The organism is Pseudomonas sp. OA65 (assembly GCF_017498305.1).
In the GTDB taxonomy this organism is placed as follows: Bacteria; Pseudomonadota; Gammaproteobacteria; order Pseudomonadales; family Pseudomonadaceae; genus Aquipseudomonas; species Aquipseudomonas zanjanensis.
In genome coordinates, this window is sequence record NZ_JAGDEZ010000008.1 from 81,349 (window position 1) to 102,538 (window position 21,190).

General features: G+C 62.6%; 16 protein-coding genes. 6 read left to right on the top strand and 10 right to left on the bottom strand.

What is annotated here, in order from left to right:
• Nucleotides 1-14: 14 nt before the first annotated feature.
• The 3 genes from J3361_RS09195 to J3361_RS09205 all read right to left on the bottom strand — a co-directional run bounded on the left by J3361_RS09195 (nt 15) and on the right by J3361_RS09205 (nt 6,141).
• Nucleotides 15-3,701: a translocation/assembly module TamB domain-containing protein gene (locus J3361_RS09195; protein ID WP_207964030.1), complete on the bottom strand. Its 3,687-nt coding sequence runs from the start codon at nt 3,699-3,701 to the stop codon at nt 15-17.
• Nucleotides 3,698-5,425, bottom strand: coding sequence for an autotransporter assembly complex family protein (locus J3361_RS09200; protein ID WP_207964031.1), 1,728 nt, complete (start codon nt 5,423-5,425; stop codon nt 3,698-3,700). Before J3361_RS09200 ends, J3361_RS09195 begins: the two co-directional genes overlap by 4 nt.
• Nucleotides 5,426-5,490: 65 nt before the next feature.
• Nucleotides 5,491-6,141: a GNAT family N-acetyltransferase gene (locus J3361_RS09205; protein WP_207964032.1), complete on the bottom strand. Its 651-nt coding sequence runs from the start codon at nt 6,139-6,141 to the stop codon at nt 5,491-5,493.
• Between the two features lie 254 nt (nt 6,142-6,395).
• Here J3361_RS09205 and xthA point away from each other — a divergent pair, with 254 nt between their 5' ends.
• The 3 genes from xthA (at nt 6,396) to J3361_RS09220 (ending at nt 9,619) form a co-directional block, all read left to right on the top strand.
• On the top strand, nt 6,396-7,208 hold the full coding sequence (gene xthA / locus J3361_RS09210) for an exodeoxyribonuclease III (protein WP_186706614.1): 813 nt from the start codon (nt 6,396-6,398) through the stop codon (nt 7,206-7,208).
• A gap of 209 nt (nt 7,209-7,417) precedes the next feature.
• A complete protein-coding gene (locus J3361_RS09215; protein ID WP_207964033.1) occupies nt 7,418-8,752 on the top strand; it encodes a phosphate ABC transporter substrate-binding/OmpA family protein in 1,335 nt (444 codons plus the stop codon).
• 504 nt (nt 8,753-9,256) lie between these two features.
• Complete coding sequence (locus J3361_RS09220) at nt 9,257-9,619, top strand: DUF6124 family protein (protein WP_207964034.1); 363 nt, start codon at nt 9,257-9,259, stop codon at nt 9,617-9,619.
• A 12-nt stretch (nt 9,620-9,631) separates the two neighbouring features.
• Here J3361_RS09220 and J3361_RS09225 read toward each other — a convergent pair whose 3' ends face one another.
• A complete protein-coding gene (locus tag J3361_RS09225) occupies nt 9,632-10,870 on the bottom strand; it encodes a M20/M25/M40 family metallo-hydrolase (protein WP_207964035.1) in 1,239 nt (412 codons plus the stop codon).
• 85 nt (nt 10,871-10,955) lie between these two features.
• The gene (locus J3361_RS09230; protein WP_207964036.1) at nt 10,956-12,041 is read right to left on the bottom strand and encodes a diguanylate cyclase; all 1,086 of its coding nucleotides are present in this window, start codon (nt 12,039-12,041) and stop codon (nt 10,956-10,958) included.
• Nucleotides 12,042-12,311: 270 nt separating this feature from the next.
• Between J3361_RS09230 and J3361_RS09235 the strand changes: the two genes are divergently transcribed.
• The 3 genes from J3361_RS09235 (at nt 12,312) to J3361_RS09245 (ending at nt 15,639) form a co-directional block, all read left to right on the top strand.
• On the top strand, nt 12,312-13,241 hold the full coding sequence (locus J3361_RS09235; RefSeq protein ID WP_207964037.1) for an alpha/beta fold hydrolase: 930 nt from the start codon (nt 12,312-12,314) through the stop codon (nt 13,239-13,241).
• 192 nt (nt 13,242-13,433) lie between these two features.
• Nucleotides 13,434-14,822: a VOC family protein gene (locus tag J3361_RS09240; RefSeq protein WP_207964039.1), complete on the top strand. Its 1,389-nt coding sequence runs from the start codon at nt 13,434-13,436 to the stop codon at nt 14,820-14,822.
• A gap of 298 nt (nt 14,823-15,120) precedes the next feature.
• Nucleotides 15,121-15,639 (top strand): Hcp family type VI secretion system effector, encoded by a 519-nt coding sequence (locus J3361_RS09245; RefSeq protein ID WP_207964041.1) that lies wholly within the window; start codon nt 15,121-15,123, stop codon nt 15,637-15,639.
• Between the two features lie 496 nt (nt 15,640-16,135).
• On the opposite strand, the gene J3361_RS09250 is transcribed toward J3361_RS09245, so the two are convergent.
• The 5 genes from J3361_RS09250 to J3361_RS09270 form a co-directional block, all read right to left on the bottom strand.
• Complete coding sequence (locus J3361_RS09250) at nt 16,136-16,309, bottom strand: hypothetical protein (protein ID WP_207964043.1); 174 nt, start codon at nt 16,307-16,309, stop codon at nt 16,136-16,138.
• A 26-nt stretch (nt 16,310-16,335) separates the two neighbouring features.
• Nucleotides 16,336-16,578 carry a hypothetical protein gene (locus tag J3361_RS09255; RefSeq protein ID WP_186730067.1) on the bottom strand — a complete coding sequence of 81 codons (243 nt, stop codon included), beginning with the start codon at nt 16,576-16,578 and terminating at the stop codon, nt 16,336-16,338.
• 65 nt (nt 16,579-16,643) lie between these two features.
• Entirely contained in the window at nt 16,644-17,714 is a 1,071-nt protein-coding gene (locus tag J3361_RS09260) for a lipocalin-like domain-containing protein (RefSeq protein ID WP_207964045.1), read from the bottom strand.
• Nucleotides 17,704-20,172: an FtsX-like permease family protein gene (locus tag J3361_RS09265; RefSeq protein WP_243458812.1), complete on the bottom strand. Its 2,469-nt coding sequence runs from the start codon at nt 20,170-20,172 to the stop codon at nt 17,704-17,706. The genes J3361_RS09260 and J3361_RS09265 overlap by 11 nt, the downstream gene beginning before the upstream one ends.
• Nucleotides 20,172-20,840: an ABC transporter ATP-binding protein gene (locus J3361_RS09270; protein WP_207964049.1), complete on the bottom strand. Its 669-nt coding sequence runs from the start codon at nt 20,838-20,840 to the stop codon at nt 20,172-20,174. Before J3361_RS09270 ends, J3361_RS09265 begins: the two co-directional genes overlap by 1 nt.
• Nucleotides 20,841-21,190: the final 350 nt, after the last annotated feature.

Genomic DNA, 21,190 nt, shown 5'->3' on the forward strand with positions numbered 1-21,190 from the left:
ATTTAGAAAGGGAGTTAGAAATCGCGCTTGTAGAAGATATCCAGCGAGCTGGCGACGCCGCTGGCGGCTTCGAGGTAGACCTTCTTGCTGAGCTTGTAGCGCAGGGCGATGGTGTTGGCCGGTTCGAACACGCCGACGCCGTAGCGCAGGCTGAGCTTTTCCGAGAGGTTGCCGCTGGCGACCACGCTGGTGGTATTGCCGCTGCCCTGGGTGTCGAGCTGGAAATCATCGATGCCCAGGTTATTGGCCAGGCTGCTGGTCACCCCCGAACTGCCCATCAACCCCAGGCCCAAGGCGGCCTGGGCGAGCATGTTGTTGTCCTCGCCCGTGGTGCTCAGCGGTCGGCCCAGCACCAGATAGGACAATGCCTGCTCCTGGCTCATGGCCGGCTCGGAAAAGATTTGCGTGGTCGGTTGCTCGGCGCTGCCGCTCAAGCGAATGCCGGCGATCACGTCGTCGGTCTGGCGGATGGCTTCGATGTCCAGGTAGGGCTGGTCGATAGGCCCGGCGAACAGCAGTCGCGCCCGCCGCACCGTCAGCCGCTGTCCGTAGGCGCGATAACGGCCGTCGTTGAGCCACAGTTCACCGCGAGTGTCCATATTGTCGCCGATGTGCACCTGGCCCTGGACGTTGGCCGTCAGGCCGAAACCCGAGAACGCGAGTTTGTCCTGGCCGACGATCACGTCAATGTCCATCGCCATGGCCAGCGGCGCCTTGCCCTCTTCGGTCTGGTGGCCGACGATCACCGTGTCATCCGAGACCTTGACGGTGGACGGCGGCAGTTCGCGAATAGTGATCTCGCCTTTGGGCACCAGGACCTTGCCGGCAATGGAAAGCTGCTCGCCCTGCATCGTGATGTTCAGGTCCGGTGCCACGTCGAGCACCGCATAAGGCTCAACGGTGACCGGCAGTTGCGAGCCCTTGAGGGCCAGGTTCATGGACAGGGCCTCGCCCCAGCCGATGTTCCCGGTCAGGCTGCCCTGCCCGCGCTTGCCACTTTTCCAGTCGCCGTCGAGCCGTACCGTTTCGCCGGCGATCATCGCCCGCACTTGCAAGGCTTCGAGGCTGACCGGCAGCTCTGGCCCGGAGACCTCACCGTCGCTGAGCACCAGGTTGCCGTTGACCTGGGGCGCGAGCAACCCACCGGACAACGTCCCGCTGCCGTTCAGGTGACCGGTGAGGATTTCCACCATCGGCACGAACGGCCGGGCCACGGACAAGTCCAGGCCGGTCAGGCGGAACGAGCCGCTCAAGGGCTTGCTCGCCGGCAGCGGGTTGATTTGCGCCTGGAGCATCAGTTCGCCGAGCCTGGCACCGACGAAATTCAGGTCGGTGTCGATGCGCTTGGGGGTCAGGCGGCTGTTGAGCGTCAGGGTCTGGTACGGGAAGTCCAGCCATCGCGGTTTATCACTCGCCTTATCCCGAATCCGCAAGGTGCCTCCACTGGCATCCACCAGGATGCGGCCATTCGGGCCGCTGGCCGGCAGGTCCAATTGCAGGTCCGCGTTGAGCCGGCCCTGCCAGGCAAAATCCTTGGGCATCCACTGGGCCAGGCTTTCGATGGGGAATTGCTTGAGGTGATAGCGCAGCTTTGGCTCCGGCATCAGCCGTTGGTCTTCACCGCACAGGCTGGATTCACCGGAACGCCAGCAATGGGCGCCGACGTTGAGCGTGCCATCGGCCAGGCGTTCGAGTTTCGCCGGGGCTTGCAGGCGCCAGGCTTGGCCGCCGGCCTGCACCTCGCCGCTGGCCAGGCGCCCGCGCCAATTGCCCTGGTCGAAGGCGCCATCGAGTGCCAGGGTCGTGTCGAGCTGCGGCCCCTGCAAATCCAGGTTCAGTGATTGCCGCTTGATGTCGCCCTGCCCGCTGACGGTCAGCACGCCTAACGACGTTTCGCCGGCGCGGATGCCACTGGCCTTGAGGTCGAGCTTGCCGCGCTGGGCGCTGTCGAGGGTCGCATCGAGGTTCAAGCTTTGCAGGCGATTGTCCTGCAATGCCAGCTGCGTGCCTTGCAGGCCGATCTTGCCTTGGGGCGCCTTGAGCGTGCCGGCCATGTCGACCCGGCCGAGCACTTGGCCGCGCAGTTGCGGCCAGAGCTGGGCCAGGCGCGAGAGCTTGATGTCGATCTGGCCGGTGAGTTTCTGTTGCAGGCTGGCGCTGCCGTTGATGCGGTTGTCCCCCAGGCGGATGTCCAGCGCGCTGAGATTCCACTGCTCGCCGGCACCGCTGGCCTTGGCCTGGAACAGCGCCGGTTGGCCGCGCAGCTTGCCCTTGAGGTCCAGGTCCGCATCGAGATCCAGGCGGTCGTTTTTCATCGCCCCTTTGCTGCGCAATGGCCCGGCCAGGGTTCCGGGCAGTTCGCCCAGCCAGTACGCCGGGTTGATGGCCGACAGTTGCAGCGCCGTGTCCCAGGCAATGCCGTCGGCAAATTGCAGGCTCAGGTGCCCTTCGGCCTTGCCCTGCCCCGCGGCGAGCTTGAGCTGCGGCAGATGAATTTGCGTCAGGTCGCCGCTGAAGGGGCTGTCCAGGCTGAAGGCTCCGGCCGGTCCGTCCAGGGCGGCTTGGAAGTTGCCCAGGTATTGACCGTCGGTGTATGAGACTTCGCCGTTGAAGCTGCGCAAGGTCACCTGCGGCTCGTCGATCAGCGGATAAAGGCGATGCCAGGGGAAATCCAGCCAGGCGACGTTCGCCTCGGCGCTCAGGCCTTCGCGCCAGTCCACTTGCCCGTTGAGCTTCAGGCTTTGTTGATTGCCCGCGTCCAGGTCCAGCCCGGCGATCCGGGCGCCATTGGCATCCACGGTGCCTTGTAGCTGCAACGCCACTGGCCCTTTTTCGGCGGGCAAGGTCGCCTTGCCCAGCAGTTGATAGCCATTTTTCAGATCGCCTGCGCCGGTCAACTCCAGCTGATTGAGCAACAAGGTGTCGGGCAGATCGGCGCTGGCCTTGAAGCCGTCGGCGGTGATGCGCACATTGGCGGGCAGGTTGTCCGCCAGCGGTTGCAGCTCACCGGTCAACTGGCCTTGCAGGTAGCCGCTGCTGTCGGCCTTGAGGTTGAGGGTCTTGAGCAGGTTGCCGTCGACTTTCAGGTCCAAGGCCCAGGGCTTCTCACCTGGCGCCGGCAAGGTCAACCGGCCTTCGGCGTTCAATGGCCAGTCACCGCCCGGCTTCAACAAGCCGGACAGCTTCAGGCCCAGTTCGTCGCGCTGCAATTGCACCGAATCGATCTGCAGGCCCTCGGCGGTCCAATGGGCAACCAATTGCAAACCCTTGAGCTGCTCGCTGCCGTTGAACGACAGGCTGCCGACTTGCACATCGCCCAGTTCGATCGCGAGCGGCAAGTCCAGGTCCGGCAAGCTGATCGGACCGCTGCTTGGCTCATCGGCCGAGGCTGGCAATTGCAAACCGATCTGGTCGGCCTTGAGCTGTTCGATGCACAGGGTCATGCGCAGCAGGCACAGCGGCGACCAGCCGAATATCAGCCGATCCACTTCCACACGACTGTCGCCCTGCTGCCACAGCAGCCGATCGGCGCTCCACTGTCCGCCCAGCCGGCCCTGGAAATTCTCCACGGTCAGCCCAGGCACCAGGCCAAGGGCCCAGCGGCTGCCGAAGGCCGTGCCCAGCACCACGCTCAAGGCCAGCACGAGCGCCAGCAATACCCCGGCGAGCGCCAGCAGCGTTTTCTTCAAACCACGCGTCACAGCTCAGGCCCCATGGAAAAGTGCAATCGAATGCCGCCATCGTCATCCATCGCATGGGCCAGGTCGAGGCGGATCGGCCCCACCGGCGACACCCAACGCACGCCGACACCCACGCCGGTCTTCAGGCTCGGCAGCTCCAGGCTGTTGAAAGAGTTGCCCTGGTCGATGAACGTCGCCACCCGCCATTTTTGCGCGATGGAATATTGATACTCCAGGCTGCCGGCGACCATGTAGCGACCACCGATACGGTCGCCCTCGGAGTTCTCCGGGGACAGGCTCTGGTAGTCGTAACCGCGCACGCTCTGGTCGCCACCGGCGAAGAAGCGCAGGGACGGCGGAATGGATTTATAGCCATTGGTGGCGCTGCCGCCGATCTGCGCCCGAGCCAGCAGCCGATGCTTGTCGAACACCGTGGTCAGGCCCTTGACCATGGCGGTGCCATATAAAAGGTTGTTGTCCGAACCCAGGCCTTCCTTGGCGACTTTGGTATCGAACTGCAAACGATAGCCGTTGTGCGGGTCGATGCGGTTGTCGCTGCGCAGGTAGGAATAACTCACGCCCGGCATCAACAGCGTGCTCAGGCCCGCATCGTCGCCGAGGCGGTACTCCTCGCGCTGCCACTTGAGCGACACCACCCGCTGCCAGCCGCTGGGCAGCTTGCTGTGCCATTCCGGGCCCACGGTGAGCAATTTGCTGAGGCTGTCAGTGCCGGCCAGCTCTTCATATTGATAACCGCCAGCGTAGCGCATCTTGTCGGTCAGCGGCGGGTCCAGCGGCACGTCGTACCACAGGCCGACGTTCTGCCGGGGTGCCGACACTTCCGCTTCCCAGCCATAACTGTGGCCCTGGGGGTTGACCCAGTGGCGCGTCCAGTTGGCTTTGGCCCGGGGGCCGACGTCGGTGGAAAAGCCCAGGCCCAGGCCCATGGTGCGCGGCTTGCGTGTGTCGAGCTTGACCGCCACCGGAATCACGTTATCGGTGGCTGCGGTGGGCGCGGCATCGACGCGCACGCCTTCGAAATAACCGCTCGATTGCAGGGCCTGGTTGAGTTCGGCGATGAGTTCGGAATCGTACGCCGTGCCGGCCTTGAACGGCACCATGCGTTGCAGCAGGTCTTCGTCGAACGGCGTGTCGCCCTCGAAACTCACGGGGCCCAAGGCATAGCGCGGGCCGCTGTCGTAGACCAGTTCGATGTCGGCGACACCCGCCTGGGGGTCCACCAGGAGTTTCTGCTGGGTGAAGCGCCCACTGAAATAACCATAGCGCGAGGCCTGGTTCTGAATCACCCGCTTGGCGTCTTCGTAGCGACCGTGGTTGAGCACCGCGCCCGGTTTCAGGCCGGCGTTGCTGGGAGTGCGAAACGCCTTGAACGATGCCGCCGGGCCATCGATGCGCACGGTGACGTTGCGCAGGTGCACCGGCTCGCCGGGGTCGATAGTCAGCACCAGGCGCGGGTCCTTGCCACTCTTGACCTCGCTGTCGATCTGCGGCTGGTAGTAGCCCAGCGCCTGGGCGGCCTTGCGCGCCTGTTCCTCGGCGCCGCGGCTGAAGCGCAGCAAGGCCTCCTCATCACGATCACCCAAGTCACCAATGTAACCTTCTACGTTGGCCTTGAGTTCGTCGTTGGACGGCTGGACGCGTACTTCCAGTTCACTTTTTGCCAGGGCCGCGCAGCTGAGGGACAGCACGAGCGCGCCACTGATCATTCTTCCTGAGCGGTTCATGGCGCGGATGCTATCACGAGCGTAGGTGCCTGATAGAGCCGGACATTTCCTAAAAGTTCGCCCGACTATGCCGTTGCGCTTTGCAGAACCTGCGGGTTGGCGTGGAAGAACACATGCTCGCGGATCGGTCCTACCGCCACTTCGCCGATTTCCTCGTAGCCCTGGCGTTTATAAAACTCCAGGTAACGCGGGTTGCCGGTGTCCAGCACCACGCCGCGGGAATGTTCGTCCACCGCACACCAGTTATGCACCGCCGTGAGCAACTGTTCGCCGAAATGCTTGCCCTGGAACTGTGGGTGCACGCCCAGCAGCGGCAGTACATGGACCGCATCGGACGGCAAGCAGGCCAGCACCGCCGCGTGATAGTCCAAGTAGCGCCTTGTGCAACGAAAACCAGTGCTCAAGACCATGCGCAGGCGCCAGGCCCAGCTTTCGGTGATGCCCAGGCGCCGCTGCGGCGGGGCGATCAGGGCGATGCCGATCAGGCGGTCGTTGACCAGCAGGCCGATGGCCGGCAGGTCCTGGAGAAAATGCTGCTTGACCAGCTCACGCACCGTGGCCCGTACCCGCTGTTCATAACCGGGACGCTCGGATTCGAACAGGTAGCTGAAAGTCGGCTCATGGCGATAGGCCTGGTACAGCAACGAACGGGCTTCCCGGGAATAACCACTGTCGAGCATATGGACGTCGGCGATAGCGGTTGCAGTTTCAGGCATGGCGTTGGATCTCCTAGGGCGAGGCTTGGTAATGAGCCCTGTAGGAGCTGACGAGTGCAACGAGGCTGCGATCTTTCCACGGGCGCTTGAATCCCAAGCGAAAGATCAAAAGATCGCAGGCTTCGCCAGCTCCTACAAAGCCGAACGGGGAAATCCCCTCGCCACAGGACATTAGCAGCGCATTTGTCCTACTGCCACGCTAGCTCCCTTCCCACATGTCAGCTAGCATCGCAGTTTTGCCAGGACAGCCGACCATGAAGATCGTCTCCTTCAACATCAACGGGCTGCGCGCCCGCCCCCATCAGCTGGCGGCGCTGATCGAGAAGCATCAGCCGGATGTGATCGGGCTGCAGGAAACCAAGGTCCACGACGAACAGTTCCCCCTGGCCGAAGTGCAGGCCCTGGGTTACCACGTGCATTACCACGGGCAAAAAGGCCACTACGGCGTCGCCCTGCTCTCCCGCCAGGCACCGCTGAGCCTGTACAAAGGCTTCGAGGGTGATGACGAAGACGCCCAGCGGCGCTTCATCTGGGGCACCTTCGCCGATGCCAACGGCGTGCCGGTGACCATAATGAACGGTTATTTCCCACAGGGTGAAAGTCGCGACCACCCGACCAAATTCCCGGCCAAGGAACGTTTCTACAGCGATCTGCAACATCTGCTGGAAAGCCGCTTCAGCAACGACCAGCCGGTGGTGGTGATGGGCGACGTGAATATTTCCCCGGAAGACTGCGACATCGGCATCGGCCCGGACAACATGAAACGCTGGCTGAAAACCGGCAAATGCAGCTTCCTGCCGGAAGAGCGCGAGTGGATGGCCCGCCTGAAGAACTGGGGCCTGGTGGACAGCTTCCGCCACCTGAATCCGGACGTCACCGACCGTTTCAGCTGGTTCGACTACCGTAGTCGCGGCTTCGAGGACGAGCCCAAGCGCGGCCTGCGCATCGACCTGATCCTCACCTCCCACGGCCTGCTGCCACGGGTCAAGGATGCCGGTGTGGACTACGAGCTGCGGGGCATGGAAAAACCGTCGGACCATGCGCCGATCTGGTTGCAGTTGGGCTGATCCAAGCCATATACAACTCCCTTGTGGGAGCGAGCCTGCTCGCGATAGCGGTGTGACTGCCAAAATTAATATTGGATGTGCCGCCGTCATCGCGAGCAGGCTCGCTCCCACATGGGGTTTGCGGCAACGACAAGTCGCACCCCTGTCACCTTTCAGTAACCTGACTGACTTAATCTTCCGGCACTTCCTCGGGTTCAGCAGGTGCCGGCATGCGGCGGTGTGTTGTGTTTTTCGTGGACCTCTGGCTGCCGTTCGTGGCATGGGCTGGCAATTTGCCCATTCCTGAACAAGGCCCAGCCTTGCGCCTCCAGGGCTCCAATACCATCGGTGCGGCGCTGGGGCCGGCGCTGGTCAGGGGCTTGATGGAGGACCAGGGCCTGCTCAGGGTCAGCAGCGATATTACCGGGCGCGACAACGAACAGCGCATCGTAGGCCAGACCACCGATGGCCGGCGGGTGGTAGTCGACATCGCAGCCCATGGCTCCAGCACCGGCTTCGCCGCCCTCAAACAGGCCACTGCCGACCTCGCGGCCTCCTCACGACCGATCAAGGACAGCGAACTGAAGGACCTGTCGTCCCTAGGCGACCTGAAAAGTCCCGCCGCCGAGCAGGTCATCGCCATCGATGGCCTGGCAATCATCCTTCATCCTCACAACCCACTGCGCCAGCTCGATGCCGTGCAACTGGCACGAATATTCAGCGGCGAGGCGAAAACCTGGGAAGCCGTCGGCGGCGCGGGCGGGCCGATTCATCTGTATGCCCGGGATGAACAGTCCGGCACCTACGACACCTTCAAGGAACTGGTCCTTAGCCGACAGGGAAAACGGCTGGATCCTACAGCGCAGCGCTTCGAGTCCAGCGAACAGTTGTCCGACGCGGTCAGCCAGGACCCGCAAGGCATCGGTTTCATCGGTTTGCCCTATGTGCGCCAGGCCAAGGCGCTGGCCATTGTCGACGGTGCGTCCCAACCCATGCTGCCGCTCAACCACCTGATCGCCACCGAGGACTACCCGCTATCCCGACGCCTGTTCTTCTATTTGCCACCCTGGGGCACCAACCCCTGGGCCGAAGCGTTGGTGGCGTTTACCCAAAGCGACAAAGGCCAGGCCATCGTCGCGGCCAACGGGTTTATCGCCCAGACCGTCCAGGCCATGGCCGTCACACCGAATGCACTGATGCCCGAGGGTTACCAGGCCTTGAGCCGCCACGCCCAACGCTTGACCGTGAACTTTCGCTTCGAAGAAGGCAGCGCCAGCTTGGACAACAAGGCCCACCAGGACCTGGGCCGCGTGCTCGACTATATCAAGCAGCATGGAAAAGCCGACCGACGCGTGACCCTGGTGGGTTTTGGCGACGCCAAGGACGACCCGGCGCGGGCCGACCTGTTGTCCAAACTGCGAGCCATGGCGGTGCGACGGGAACTGGTCAAATATGGCGTGGCGCTGCGGGAAGTGCGAGGGTTCGGGGCCTTGATGCCGGTGGCGGCCAATAGCGAGGATGAAGGACGGGTCAGGAATCGGCGGGTGGAGGTTTGGGTTTACTGACCTCGCCAAGCGGCGCAGCACAAATCCCTGTGGGAGCAAAGCTTGCTCGCGATGCAGGCACCTCGGTTCGCCAGGAGACCGCGTCATCTTCATCGCGGGCAAGCCTTGCTCCCACAGTGGAGCGAGGCGACGTTTCGCTAAAATCCCCCACCACAAAAGCCCGGATGTTTACCTCATTATTCTTAATGTAGGACCGAACGACTTCGTCTTGCGCCATTGCCTACAACTACGCCAGAATCCGCCGGCTTGTGCGCCTTGGGGCCAGGGCTTTATCGTTTCCGGGTCGCTGACAAATCAGCGATCGGGTTTGGTAGCCCGGTTTCCTGGCGCACGTGCATCCTGATGCGAGGGACTTCTACGTCCTCTGTTTTATGGTGGTCATGCGCAGGGCGTTCTCGGACGCGCCGGGTTGCCAGGTAACCGGTCTACCAACCTTCGTATGGCCACCACCCTTCGTTTGGTAGCGAGAGTGATGGCTCCAATTTCTTATCTGGAGTTTCATCTATGTTCAAACCAACACCCAACCCACCGGATACCGATCCATCATCAAAAGCGTTCGACAAAGCCGCCGACCGCATCCTCGACCACTACCTCAAGCCCAAACCCAGCAAACCCGAGGCTGATCCCGGCCAACTGTTCACCGTCGCCCATGGCGTCGACACCGAAACCCTGCTCGCCAACCTCAGCGAAAACCTGGCCTCGGCCAACGCCATGCTCAGCGACCTGGCCTTCGACCTGGAAGGCTCAAGGCGCCACATTATCCTGGGCATTCACCAATTGATCGAATTGAGTGGACAGCTGGCAGACCGAGCGCTGGACAACGTCGAAGCCCGTCCCTCGCCACAAGGGCATGTGCGTCATGACTGAACGAGCGGCCCGTTACCGCCCCGCCAACTCCATGATCATCCGCGACAACAGGTAAATCCGCGGCACCACGCTCTCGACTTCGGCGTACTCCTCCGGCGTGTGGATATTGCCACCCACGATGCCAAACCCATCCAGCGTCGGCGTACCAACCCCGGCCGACAGGCTGGCATCCGCCGCGCCGCCGCTGCCTTCTTCGGTGAGTTTGCGCCCCAGTTCGCCATAGATGCCCTGGGCCATGGCCATCAATCGGTCAGACTCCGCCGTCTGCGGCATCGGTGGCAGGCCGCGCTTGAGGCTGGTGGTGACTTCGGTATCGGCGATCAACTTGTCCTGTGAAACACGGGCCAGGTCTTTTTCGATACGGTCGAATTCTTCCGGTACCGCCGCGCGTACATCGGCCTTGGCGCTCGCCTGGTCGGGGATGACGTTGGTCCGGTCACCGGCCTTGAGCACCGTAAAGTTGATGGTGGTTTTCTTTTCCGCGTCGCCGAGCTTGCCCAGTTGCAGAATCTGGTGGGCGGCTTCCATCGCCGCATTGCGTCCCAGTTCCGGCGCTACACCGGCATGGGACGCCTTGCCCTTGACCTCCATCAGCGCCGTGGCACTGCCCTTGCGCCACACCACCAGGCCGTCGGCCGGACGACCCGGTTCGAGGTTGAGGGTCACGTCGTGGGCCTTGGCGGTTTTCTTGATCAGATCGGTGGCCACGTCCGAGCCGGTTTCCTCGCTGGCGTCGAGCAGGAAGGTGATTTGCGCGTAATTCTTGAAATCGAGGTTCTTGAGCACTTTCAGGGCGTAGATCCCGGCGACGATGCCGCCCTTGTCATCCATCACCCCCGGCCCGTAGGCGCGGCCATCCTTGATATGGAACGGGCGTTCGGCGGCCGAGCCCTCCTTGAACACCGTGTCCATGTGGGCCATCAGCAGGATTTTTGCCTTACCGGTGCCCTTGAGGGTCGCCAGGATGTGCTGGCTACCGTCCGAATTCGGCACCTTCTCGATGGTAGCGCCCAACTTTTCCAGTTCATCGATGGCAATGTCACCGACCTGGGTCAGCCCCGGCACATAGCCGGAGCCGGAGTCGATATTCACCAGCCGCTCCAGCAGTTTCAGGGCCTCGCCCTGGTACTGCTGCGCATCGGTCAGGATTTGTTGATGGGGTTGCGCAAAGGCCATGGGGGTGAAGGCGCCAAGGGCCAGGCTCAGGCCGAGGCTGACGGCCAGACGGGAGCGAACAGCGGTCATCGTCATGATTTCATCCTTGTTCCGTATCGAGAGAGTGCCATGGGCACCCTACCTGACAACGGGGCAAGGCTCTAGACAGCAGGTGGCCATCTCAGAGGGAAACAACCGATGCTTCCAGCACCTGCCGATGTCGGTGGCAAGTGACCCGGTTGCGCCCGCTGGTCTTGGCTTCGTACAACGCCTGGTCTGCATCGTTGAGCCAAAGCGTTGCGTCGCCATACGCCGGGTTGAACACCGCCAGGCCAATACTCAGGCTCACTTTAAGCGCCGGATCCTGCTCGTAGCCGAGGGTCGCGAAGCGCTCTCGCAAACCATCCATCGCCTGCACAGCGTTATGCAAGGTCAGGTCCGGCAAGACCACGCAAAACTCGTCGCCACCATAACGCCCGACAATGTCGGCGGCGCGCAGGTTCTGCCTGAGCAGCTTGCCGAGCCGGCGCAGCACGACGTCGCCGGCGCCGTGGCCATAGGTGTCATTGATGGCTTTGAAATGGTCGATGTCGATCAGCGCAATCGCGCCATGGGCCATCCCGTCCGCTGGATGGCGCCCGCAACGCTGGAACTCCTCGTTGAGGCGATCTTTCCAGGCGCCATGGTTGAGCAACCCGGTCAGGCTGTCGGTACGACTCAGGGCCAGCAACTCACGTTTCTGCCGCCCCAGGGTGTAGGCCTGGCGAAAGCAGATCCAACCCAGTGCCATCGGATACAGGCACAGCAGCGGCAGACAAGCATAGATCTGCGTCGGGCTGGTCATGGGCACGCCGGTCAGCGGGAAGATCACCGTGCCCACGGCGATGCCCGCCACTTGGGCCACAACCCCGACGAACAGGAAACGCAGACCACCGATGGCGACGTTGTTCATCGCCATCATCGCCAGCGTGACGGCCGTGGGCAGCGGGTTGAATTGCATCGCCACGACCCAGAAGCCGCCGAGAAAGGCATCGATCAACAAGTTGCGGTGTTCGGCGTGGTACGGCACCGCGCATCGGCGAGCCCACCAATAGGACAGGTGCGGCCAGAGCAGGCCGTTGAACAGCATGAAGCCCCAGACCCAGGGCGGCGGATCGAGGGGATAGAGCGCGGCGCTGACCAGCAGCAACCCCAGCGTCAGCCCCAGGATGCGTGATACGTAGAGCCTCCTGGCCAACGACAGTCCCTTTCTTCCCGTCTTTTGCATAGACGCCTCTGCACCGCGGGTTTCCCGAATCATCGGGATGGGCTTGCCTGGAGTCTATCAGGGCGCCATCAAATAGACACCACTGAATGCAGGGGTATTTATTCTTCGCCAAATGCGCGGCTCTGCTCGGATTTTGGCTATATATGACAAGGAAATCCGTGACGCCTCGCAAAGCAGGGTTCCTGGGCAACGATGTTCCTGGGTTAAGCTTCTCGGAACACCGCCTGATCCGTTTGATTACATTCTGTCGCAGCCCATGGAGGGCAAAACATGCTGGTGTTGTTCGTGGTTATTGCTGTACTTATCGCCTGGAGTTGGTTGACGTATCCCGGCATCGGCCATGTGATCTACGACATGAGCATGGCCTTGGAGGCACGCCTTTACCGGTTGCGCAAAATCACCGTGCCCATCAGCGAAATGACCGTGTCGACCTGGCAGGGCGGGCCTTATGAAGCGTCCGCCAGTATCCTGATGCTGCACGGCTACAGCGGCGACAAGAACCTCTGGCTGCGGGTAGCCCGGCATTTTGTCGACGATTACCGGGTGGTGATCCCCGACCTCCCCGGCCATGGCGAAACCGGCTTCAAGGCCGGTGGCGGCTACGATATCCCGACCCAGGCCCGGCGGGTGATCGAATTGCTCGACGCCTGCGGCCTGGATAAGGTCCATGTGATCGGCAATTCCATGGGCGGGCATCTCGCCGCGTGGCTGGCGGCCACTTCGCCTGAGCGTGTGCTGACCCTGGCGCTGCTCAATCCAGCCGGCGTCACCTCCCCCCAGCCCAGCGACATGGACCGCCAACTGAACGCCGGTCGTAACCCGTCCCTCGTGCATTCGCGGGAGGAATTCATGCCGTTCTACGCAATGACCATGGCCTCGCCGCCCTGGGTACCGGGCATGGTCATGGCGGCCGTGGCCGAGCGTTATGTACAACAGCGCGAAGAACTGGCGGAGATCTACACCGACTTTCGCGCCAGCCCGTCGATGGAGCCCCACTTGGCCGCCATTCGCGCCCCTTCGCTGCTGCTCTGGGGTCGCCAGGACCGGGTGATCGACGTCAGCAGCGTGCCCGTATGGAGCAAGGGCATCGCGGACTTGCGTGTGGAAATCTGGGACGGGATCGGCCACCTGCCCATGATCGAACAACCGGGGAAAACCGCGGCGCTGTACCGTGGTTTTCTCAAGGGATTAGGGCAGTGATCAAGGTGCACTCAAAACCCCGTGGCGAGGGAGCTTGCTCCCGCTGGGCTGCGTAGCGCCCCCTTTTCCACGCAAGCCGCGTGGATCAGTCCCTGGCAGAATGAAGTCCTGAAGATTCTTCGTTTGCCGGGGCGGGCGAAGGCTGCGATCTTTCGTCCAACTTTCCCACAGCCCTCGCCAGGAATTCCCACAATGAGCTTCGTCAGTCCCGACCTGATCCGCCAACGCTTCTCCAAAGCGATGTCCGACATGTACCGCGACGAGGTGCCGTTGTATGGCGCACTGATGCAACTGGTGGAAGACACCAACGCCCAGGTCCTGACCGAACAGCCGGAACTCGCCGCCCATCTGCGCAGCACCGGCGAACTCGAGCGCCTGGACCTGGAACGCCACGGCGCGATCCGCGTCGGCACCGCCGCCGAGCTGGCGACCCTAGGGCGACTGTTCGCAGTCATGGGCATGCAGCCGGTGGGCTATTACGACCTCACGCCGGCCGGCGTACCGGTGCATTCCACCGCGTTTCGCGCCGTGCATGAAAGCGCCTTGCAGGTCAGCCCGTTCCGGGTGTTTACCTCGCTGCTGCGCCTGGAACTGATCGAGAATGCCGAGCTTCGGGCCTTTGCCGAATCGGTGTTGGCCAAACGGCAAATCTTCACCGCTGGCGCTCTTGAGCTCATTGACCTGGCCGAACGCCAGGGCGGCCTGAGCGAAACCCAAACCGAGGACTTTGTCCTACAGGCCCTGGAAACCTTTCGCTGGCACCACAGCGCCACCGTCACCGCCGAACAATATCGGCAACTGAGCGCCCAGCATCGCCTGATCGCCGACGTGGTGGCGTTCAAGGGCCCGCACATCAATCACCTGACGCCGCGCACCTTGGACATCGACATCGTCCAGGCGCGGATGCCCATGCATGGCATTACCCCCAAGGCCGTGATCGAAGGCCCACCCCGCCGCCAATGTCCGATCCTGCTGCGCCAGACCAGTTTCAAGGCGCTCGATGAGCCCGTTGCCTTCACCGACCAGTCCCAGACCCGGACCCAGCCCCAAGGCAGCCATAGCGCCCGCTTCGGCGAAATCGAACAACGCGGCGCCGCGCTCACACCCAAGGGCCGCGCGCTTTATGACCAATTGCTCAACGCCGCGCGCGATGCGCTGGGGGCGTTCCCCAACGAAGCCAACGCCGAGCGCTACAACTCACTGATGGCCGAACACTTCATCGCATTCCCGGACGACCACGATGAACTGCGCCAACAGGCATTGGCGTATTTCCGTTATTTCCCGACGCCCAAGGGCCTCGCCGCCAAGGGCACCCTCAAGGCAGCGACCTCCCTGGAACACTTGCTCGAACAGCAATACCTGCGGGTCGAGCCCTTGGTGTACGAAGACTTCCTGCCGGTCAGCGCTGCCGGCATCTTCCAGTCGAACCTCGGCGACGCCGCCCAGAGCCATTACGCCGGGCAGTCCAATCGCCAGGCCTTCGAAACGGCGCTGGGGCGTGAAACCATTGACGAGTTGGGGCTGTATGCCCAGACGCAACAGCGCTCCATCGATGAGTGCAGGGCTGCGTTGGGCGTGTAGGAACAAGCCGAAGGATGAAATGGCAAGAAGTTGCCTGGGGGGCGTGCAGCGTGGCGCGCGTTCCTGGGTGATTCTGCCCGGATGGCGCGGTGTGCGGGTGGGCCGCGAGGATCTGTCATGCGCCGGGCAAGGGTTTGTGCGCTTTTTGGCCCGCCTGGAATGTCTATTCGCCCACCGTCAAATCAACCCATTGATATTTATAGTTTTTTTGAAGATGGCACAGCTCTTGATAACCGTCAGGCCACCTCGGGGCGATTCCCGTCCCAGGCCCTTAGTTATCCAGGAAGGAGAGCATCCCTTGGCTACCCCCGCATATATGGCCATCGTCGGCACCAAACAAGGCCTGATTACCGCCGGCGCGTTTACCGCCGACTCGGTGGGCAATACTTATCAGGAAGGACACGAAGATCAGATCTTGGTGCAGGGCTTCCAGCACCAAGTGATCATCCCGCGCGACCCTCAATCCGGCCAACCAACCGGCCAGCGCATACACAAGCCCTTGGTTATCACCAAGGTGTTTGACAAGGCCTCGCCCCTGTTGCTGGCGGCCCTCACCAGCGGTGAGCTCATGGAAGAGGTCTCGATTCAATGGTTTCGCACTTCAAAAGTGGGCACTCAGGAACACTACTTCACGACCACGTTGTTCGACGCGATCATCGTGGAAATCAAGGACTACATGTTCAATTGCCAAGACCCGACGAACGCTCACTTCACCCATCTGGAAGACGTTCACTTCACGTATCGCAAGATCACCTGGACCCACGAAGTCTGCGGTACCTCGGGTTCCGATGACTGGCGTGCACCCGCCGTCGGTTGAATCAAAGATAACCATTCACGCATCGGCCAACGCTGTTGGCCAATGTGCAAACAAATAATTGAAAGTCATTAATCCAGAATGGTGTTCGCCCAGTGCGACGGCCTCGGCAATCCATGCACTGGTAAAGAGCCTGACACTGGGCGAACGGGGACAATAATAATGGAACTTTCAGAATATGTCCGGGAGACTGTTTAAATAATTATTTATCTTTGATCGTAACTGCCGACGATTGATCATGACTCGCACAGTTACATTTGTGACCGAACCGCGGAACCTGTGGCGAGGGAGCTTGCTCCCGCTCGGGCGCGCAGCGGCCGCTTTTGGGGCTGCTTCGCATCCCAGCGGGAGCAAGCTCCCTCGCCACAGTTTGAATAGCAACTCCTGCTCTGGCGGCCCAAACAGTTATACAAAACATGGACAAATACAAAAAAGTTATCGGCAAAAATTTAAACAGCCATGAAAAACTCTTTTTTAATACCCGCCGGCATGACGCACTTCATCCACGCCGTCCGGTTTTTTGCGCATCGGTGTCCCCCGCTTCAGGATCACCGTGCTGCTGTTTGCGCTTGGCCGGATCATTGGGCCGCAAGGCATCGTTATCGCGTTCCACTTCGCCGGGTAATGCTGGCGCGTCCGGGTTGGATCGGGTTTGATCGGGACTCTGCTTCATGGCGAACTCCTTGGGTCTTTCGGGATTCATGCATCGGGGTCGGCGACTTCTTCGGCGACATTCGCATCCGGGGAGCGCTGGTGCAGTTGCTCGGCCTGGGTCTTCAAATCCTGCCAACGTGCCAGGTCGATGGCGCCCCGACCGAACAGGTCATTGGCCACCTGCATCAACTCAGTGAAATGAGCATCGGGGGACTGCTGCCGGTAGGCCTTGTCGTCGAACAGCCGCTGCCAATCGGCCAGCGACGGAAGCTTGAGGTCATCGCCCATGACGGACTCCTGCGAGACATTCATAGGTTATGAGGGTCGGCGTTCGCGCGGAGTTCCAGTGATTTTCAGTAGCCGGTCATTTCCAGGTAACCCGTGCCGCCCTGGTTGCCACTGAGTCGCACCGGGCCTTCCCAATAGGGAATGCGCAAGTCCATCCAGGCGTTGGGATTGAGTGCCTGGGTGGTGACGTCGAGTTGCTTGCCAGGGATCTTGATGGCCCAGCGTACCGGCATCGAGCGCCCGGCGACCTTGGCGGTATCCAACGGCAGCAGGCTGATCGCTTCGGCCTGCAGGGTTTGTGCCCGGCCCTGGGCATCGATCCAGGTGCCCGTCAGGTAGGGCGCGCCGTGCTTGTGGCGCATGCGATAGAGCATCAGGTGCTCGCCATTGTTCAGGTGCAGGGAGAACCAGTCCCAGCCGGTCTGGTTTGCAGTCAGGGGTTGGCTGCTCCATTCGCGATCGAGCCAGGCCGGGCCGCTGACCGTGTAGCGCTGGCCATCGATTTCCAGTTCACCACTGGCCTGGAAGAACGGCTGGCTGTAGTAGTACGACGCCTGTCCCTGTTCGGATTTCTGGCTGAAACCTTGATCGCCCTGCAACACCAACGGACGGTCCGACGTCAGCCGCAAGGCATAGCTGAAGCGTCGGTCGCGAGCCTTCAATTGCATGTCCGCCAACGGCTCGGCCGCTGAAGCTTGGGTGCCGAATTGCCAGTCGTCGATCCAGACCTCGAAGGGCTGTGCCTGCACCCCGGCCTGCCCCACCCCACCTCGTGCATATCGCTCGGCGGCATGGTGCACGCTGGCGGAGGTGACTGCTGCGTGACCGAGCCAGATCGTCTGGTTGCGCCAGCCGCCGGCCTGGGGCGCGGCATTCAAGGCGCTGCGAAACAGCGTCCATTGCACGCCAAACTCATGCCCCTGGGCATCCTTGAGGTTGGCGGTGACATACCACCACTCGATGCGAAAACCGTCATGAATACCGTGGTCGGCCGGGAAACTGAACGTCCGCCCAGGCACGACCGGCGTGAACGCGACAGCCTGGTCGCCGAGACCGGCGAAGCCCTTTTGCGTCGGCCCTGAGTCATCACAACCGCTGAGCAATGCCAGCAACAACACGCCAACTTTAATCTTCATGGACGAAGGTCCTCAGCAAATCCGCCGGCTGCGTGCGGTACAACGCATACAGCGGCCAGGCCGACGCCAGCAGCGTGGCGAGCATCGCCAAGGCCAGCAGCTGCGCCAACTGCAACGGGAACACCCGCAACGGCAGGCGCCAACCGAAGGCCTGCACATTGATCACCGCATCCAGGCACCAGGCCAGGGCAATGCCCAGCGGCAAGGCCAGGACCAGGGTCAACAGCGCCAGTAGCCAGGTCTGGCCGAGGTTGAGCAACATCAATTGCCGACGCGTCACCCCCAGCGCCCACAGCGGTGCCAACTGGCCGAGGCGACTCTGACTCTGGGTCAGCAGGCTGATGAACAACGCCACCCCGGCCACCGCCAGGGTCAGGCTGTTGAGGGCCGCAGTGGCGGCGAAGGTGCGCTCGAACACCTGGGTCGACCAGCCCTTGAGCCGGGCCTGGTCGACGATGCGACTGTCATCGAGGCTGAACCGGCTCTGCAATGCCGTCACCAGCGCCGGGATCGCGGGCGGTTCGATGCGCAGGTTGAAACGGTTCGGCGTCAGGTTCGGCCAGTGCGCCAGCAAGTGCTCGGCATTGACCAGCACATGGCCCTTGGGATTGCCATAGTCGGCGTAGATGCCGACTATGCGCAGCGCCCAAGGACCCTGCGGCGTCGGCAAGGTCAATTGATCGCCGATCCTCACCTTGAGCCGTCGGGCCAGTTGTTCGCTGAGCATGAGGGTGTTGGCGCTGGCCAGTTGTTCCCAAGGCTTGTCGCCATCCGACTCCAGCAGCGGCCAATGCTGACGGTAGTGGGGATGGTCGATGATGCCGTGGATATCCGTCGGCCAACCCTGCAACGGAATCGAGACTTGCCAGAGGGGAACGACAGCGGTGATCGCCGGTTGCTGCTGGAGCCAGGTGTGCAGTTCTCCGGCTTGGGCCGGGGTTTGCGGGTTGATGTACAACTCGGCGGTCAGCCGTTGTTCGAGCCAGTTGCTGAACGTCTGGCGAAAGCCGGCGGTCATGCTGCCGGCGCCGATGTTCGCCGCCAATGCCAACAGCAAAGCCATCAGCGCCAGGCTCAGCGTCGGCAATTGCTGCCGGCAATCGGCGATAAACCATTGCCCGAGCACTGAGCGGCTGCGGCGCAACAACCACGTCAGCACGCCGCTGAGCAACACCGGCAAGGCCAGCGCCGCGCCCAGCAACAAGGCGGTCATCAGGACAAAACCGCTGGCCAGGCTATCGCCCCAGACCAACGCCGATGCGCCAATCAGCGCCGCCAGCATCGCCACCCCACCCTGGCGTCGCAGCCAGCGCCCATGGGCTTGATGCCAGGCTTGGGGATTGGCCAGCGCCAGCAAGGGCAGGCGCGCCGCCCGCAACAGGCTGTCGGCGCCGGCGAGCAGCGCGCCGAGCAAGCTAAGGCCGACACCGCTGAGCCACCACGCCGGGCTAAGGTTCAAGTGCCCGGCCACTTCTGCGCCGTACAAGCCCCGCAGGCTCGCCGCGACATCGGGCAATAACAGGCTCGCCAGCCAATAACCGCTGAGCACCCCGGCCATCCCACCGAGCAAGGCCAACGCGCCCAGCTCAATCGCCAGGCTGGTGACCAATACCCGCGCACTGACGCCACAGGCCCGCAGGGTTCGCAGCAGGCTGCGGCGCTGTTCGAGGGCCAGGCCGATGGCGGCGTGAACGATGAACAGCCCTACCACGAAAGATAAAAAGCCCAGGGCGTCGAGGTTCAGGTGGAAACTTTCGGTGAGGCGCGAGAGGTTGTTTTCCTCATCGGCGCGCTTGAATTGCAGCCGATCGCCGAACACCTCCGGCAACGGGGCGCTGAACGTGGCGGGCAACAGCAGCCGCGACAGCTGGTCCGGCATTCCCAGTACCGCTTGGGCAAACCCGATGTCCATCAATAGCATGCCCGGCGCCATGTCCACTTGGACATGCAGCGGCGGCAGGGGTCGTCCATCGACGGTTTGGGGCTGGTCGCCCTCCCTCAGCCCCAGGGCCTGCAAAGTCTGCGGGGCGATCCAGGTACGACCGGGATCGGTAAAGAACGCCACCACCTCGCTCATCTCCCGCGCCTGCCCCGCCAACGCCGCACCGGGCGGCAGCGACACCGGATCGATGCCCATCAGTTGCAGACGCTGGTCCGCATGCTCCTTGAGCATCACCCGGGCCTGCAACACCGGCGACACCGGCCAGCCCTGGCGCCGCAAATCGACAAACCATTGCTGAGGGAAGGTGCCGCCACCGGGCGCAGTGAGGCTAGCCTGGGGTTCACCGCCGATCAGTTGGCTGGCCCGGGCGTAGCTGTCCCGGGCCTGGCTGTTCAGCGCTTGCACGCCGGTGAGCAGACTGGTGGCGAGCCAAAGGCCGGTGAGCACGCTGAAAAATTGCACCGGGTGTTGGCGCCAATGGCTGAGCAGGGCCTTGAGGACCTGGCGAAAGATCATCACCCCTGGGCCACCTGCGCCAACCGTCCGCCGTGCAACACCACGCGTTGGGCCAGGCGAGCCGCCACCCGTGGACTGTGGGTCACCATCAGCAGACTGGTTGGACTGCCCTCCAGCAATTCCAGCAACAGTTGCAGCACTTCGTCGCTGGTGGCTTCGTCGAGGCTGCCGGTGGGTTCGTCAGCCAGCAACAAGGGCGGTCGAGAAGCCAGCGCCCGCCCCAACGCCACCCGTTGCTGCTGGCCGCCAGAAAGCTGCTCGGGGTAACGCCGCAGCAACTCTGAGAGCCCAAGCCGCTGCACCAGATGGGCTTGCCAAGCCGCGTCATACCGGCCACACAGACGCGCCTGGAACGCCAGGTTGTCCTCCACCGACAAGCTGCTGATGAGGTTGAACTGCTGGAACACCAGGCCGATTTCCGTGCGACGCCAGTTCGCCAACTGGCTTTCACTCATACCGTCGAGCCGATAGTCGCCACTGCGAATGCTGCCGCGATCGACCTTGTCCAGCCCGGCAATCAGGTGCAGCAAGGTACTCTTGCCGCTGCCGGACTCTCCCATCAGCGCCAGGCTGCTGCCGGGCATCAGGGTCAGGTCGACGCCCTGCAGCACCGGCAATGGGCCTTGGGGCGTGGGGTAGCTTTTGAACACTTGGCGGACTTCCAGCATGGACAGCCTCGACGGGTGGGCGTGAGGCTCAGGATAGCGGAGGTTGGGCACACTCAACACCTCCACCCACTCACCCACCGCCATCGCGAGCAGGCTTGCTCCCACAGGGTCTACCGTTGATCAATCCGTGGCGTGATGGCTGGGTCGCTTTTGTGGCGAGGGAGCTTACTCCCGCTTGAGTGCGCAGCGCTCATCGCTTTTTTTGGGGCCGCTGCGCGACCCGGCGGGAGCAAGCTCCCTCGCCACAGGGTCGTGCAGTACCCAAAAACCTTGTGGGTATCCAACATCACCGCAAACCGACCCTCCGACATCGCGAGCAAGCTCGCTCCCACAGGGTTTACCGTTGATCA

Coding starts and splice junctions, on each gene's coding strand:
- J3361_RS09200 (WP_207964031.1), bottom strand. CDS start 5,425: ATGAACCGCTCAGGAAGAATGATCAGTGGCGCGCTCGTGCTGTCCCTC.
- J3361_RS09205 (WP_207964032.1), bottom strand. CDS start 6,141: ATGCCTGAAACTGCAACCGCTATCGCCGACGTCCATATGCTCGACAGT.
- xthA (WP_186706614.1), top strand. CDS start 6,396: ATGAAGATCGTCTCCTTCAACATCAACGGGCTGCGCGCCCGCCCCCAT.
- J3361_RS09215 (WP_207964033.1), top strand. CDS start 7,418: ATGCGGCGGTGTGTTGTGTTTTTCGTGGACCTCTGGCTGCCGTTCGTG.
- J3361_RS09220 (WP_207964034.1), top strand. CDS start 9,257: ATGTTCAAACCAACACCCAACCCACCGGATACCGATCCATCATCAAAA.
- J3361_RS09225 (WP_207964035.1), bottom strand. CDS start 10,870: ATGACGATGACCGCTGTTCGCTCCCGTCTGGCCGTCAGCCTCGGCCTG.
- J3361_RS09230 (WP_207964036.1), bottom strand. CDS start 12,041: ATGCAAAAGACGGGAAGAAAGGGACTGTCGTTGGCCAGGAGGCTCTAC.
- J3361_RS09235 (WP_207964037.1), top strand. CDS start 12,312: ATGCTGGTGTTGTTCGTGGTTATTGCTGTACTTATCGCCTGGAGTTGG.
- J3361_RS09240 (WP_207964039.1), top strand. CDS start 13,434: ATGAGCTTCGTCAGTCCCGACCTGATCCGCCAACGCTTCTCCAAAGCG.
- J3361_RS09250 (WP_207964043.1), bottom strand. CDS start 16,309: ATGAAGCAGAGTCCCGATCAAACCCGATCCAACCCGGACGCGCCAGCA.
- J3361_RS09255 (WP_186730067.1), bottom strand. CDS start 16,578: ATGGGCGATGACCTCAAGCTTCCGTCGCTGGCCGATTGGCAGCGGCTG.
- J3361_RS09260 (WP_207964045.1), bottom strand. CDS start 17,714: ATGAAGATTAAAGTTGGCGTGTTGTTGCTGGCATTGCTCAGCGGTTGT.
- J3361_RS09265 (WP_243458812.1), bottom strand. CDS start 20,172: ATGATCTTTCGCCAGGTCCTCAAGGCCCTGCTCAGCCATTGGCGCCAA.
- J3361_RS09270 (WP_207964049.1), bottom strand. CDS start 20,840: ATGCTGGAAGTCCGCCAAGTGTTCAAAAGCTACCCCACGCCCCAAGGC.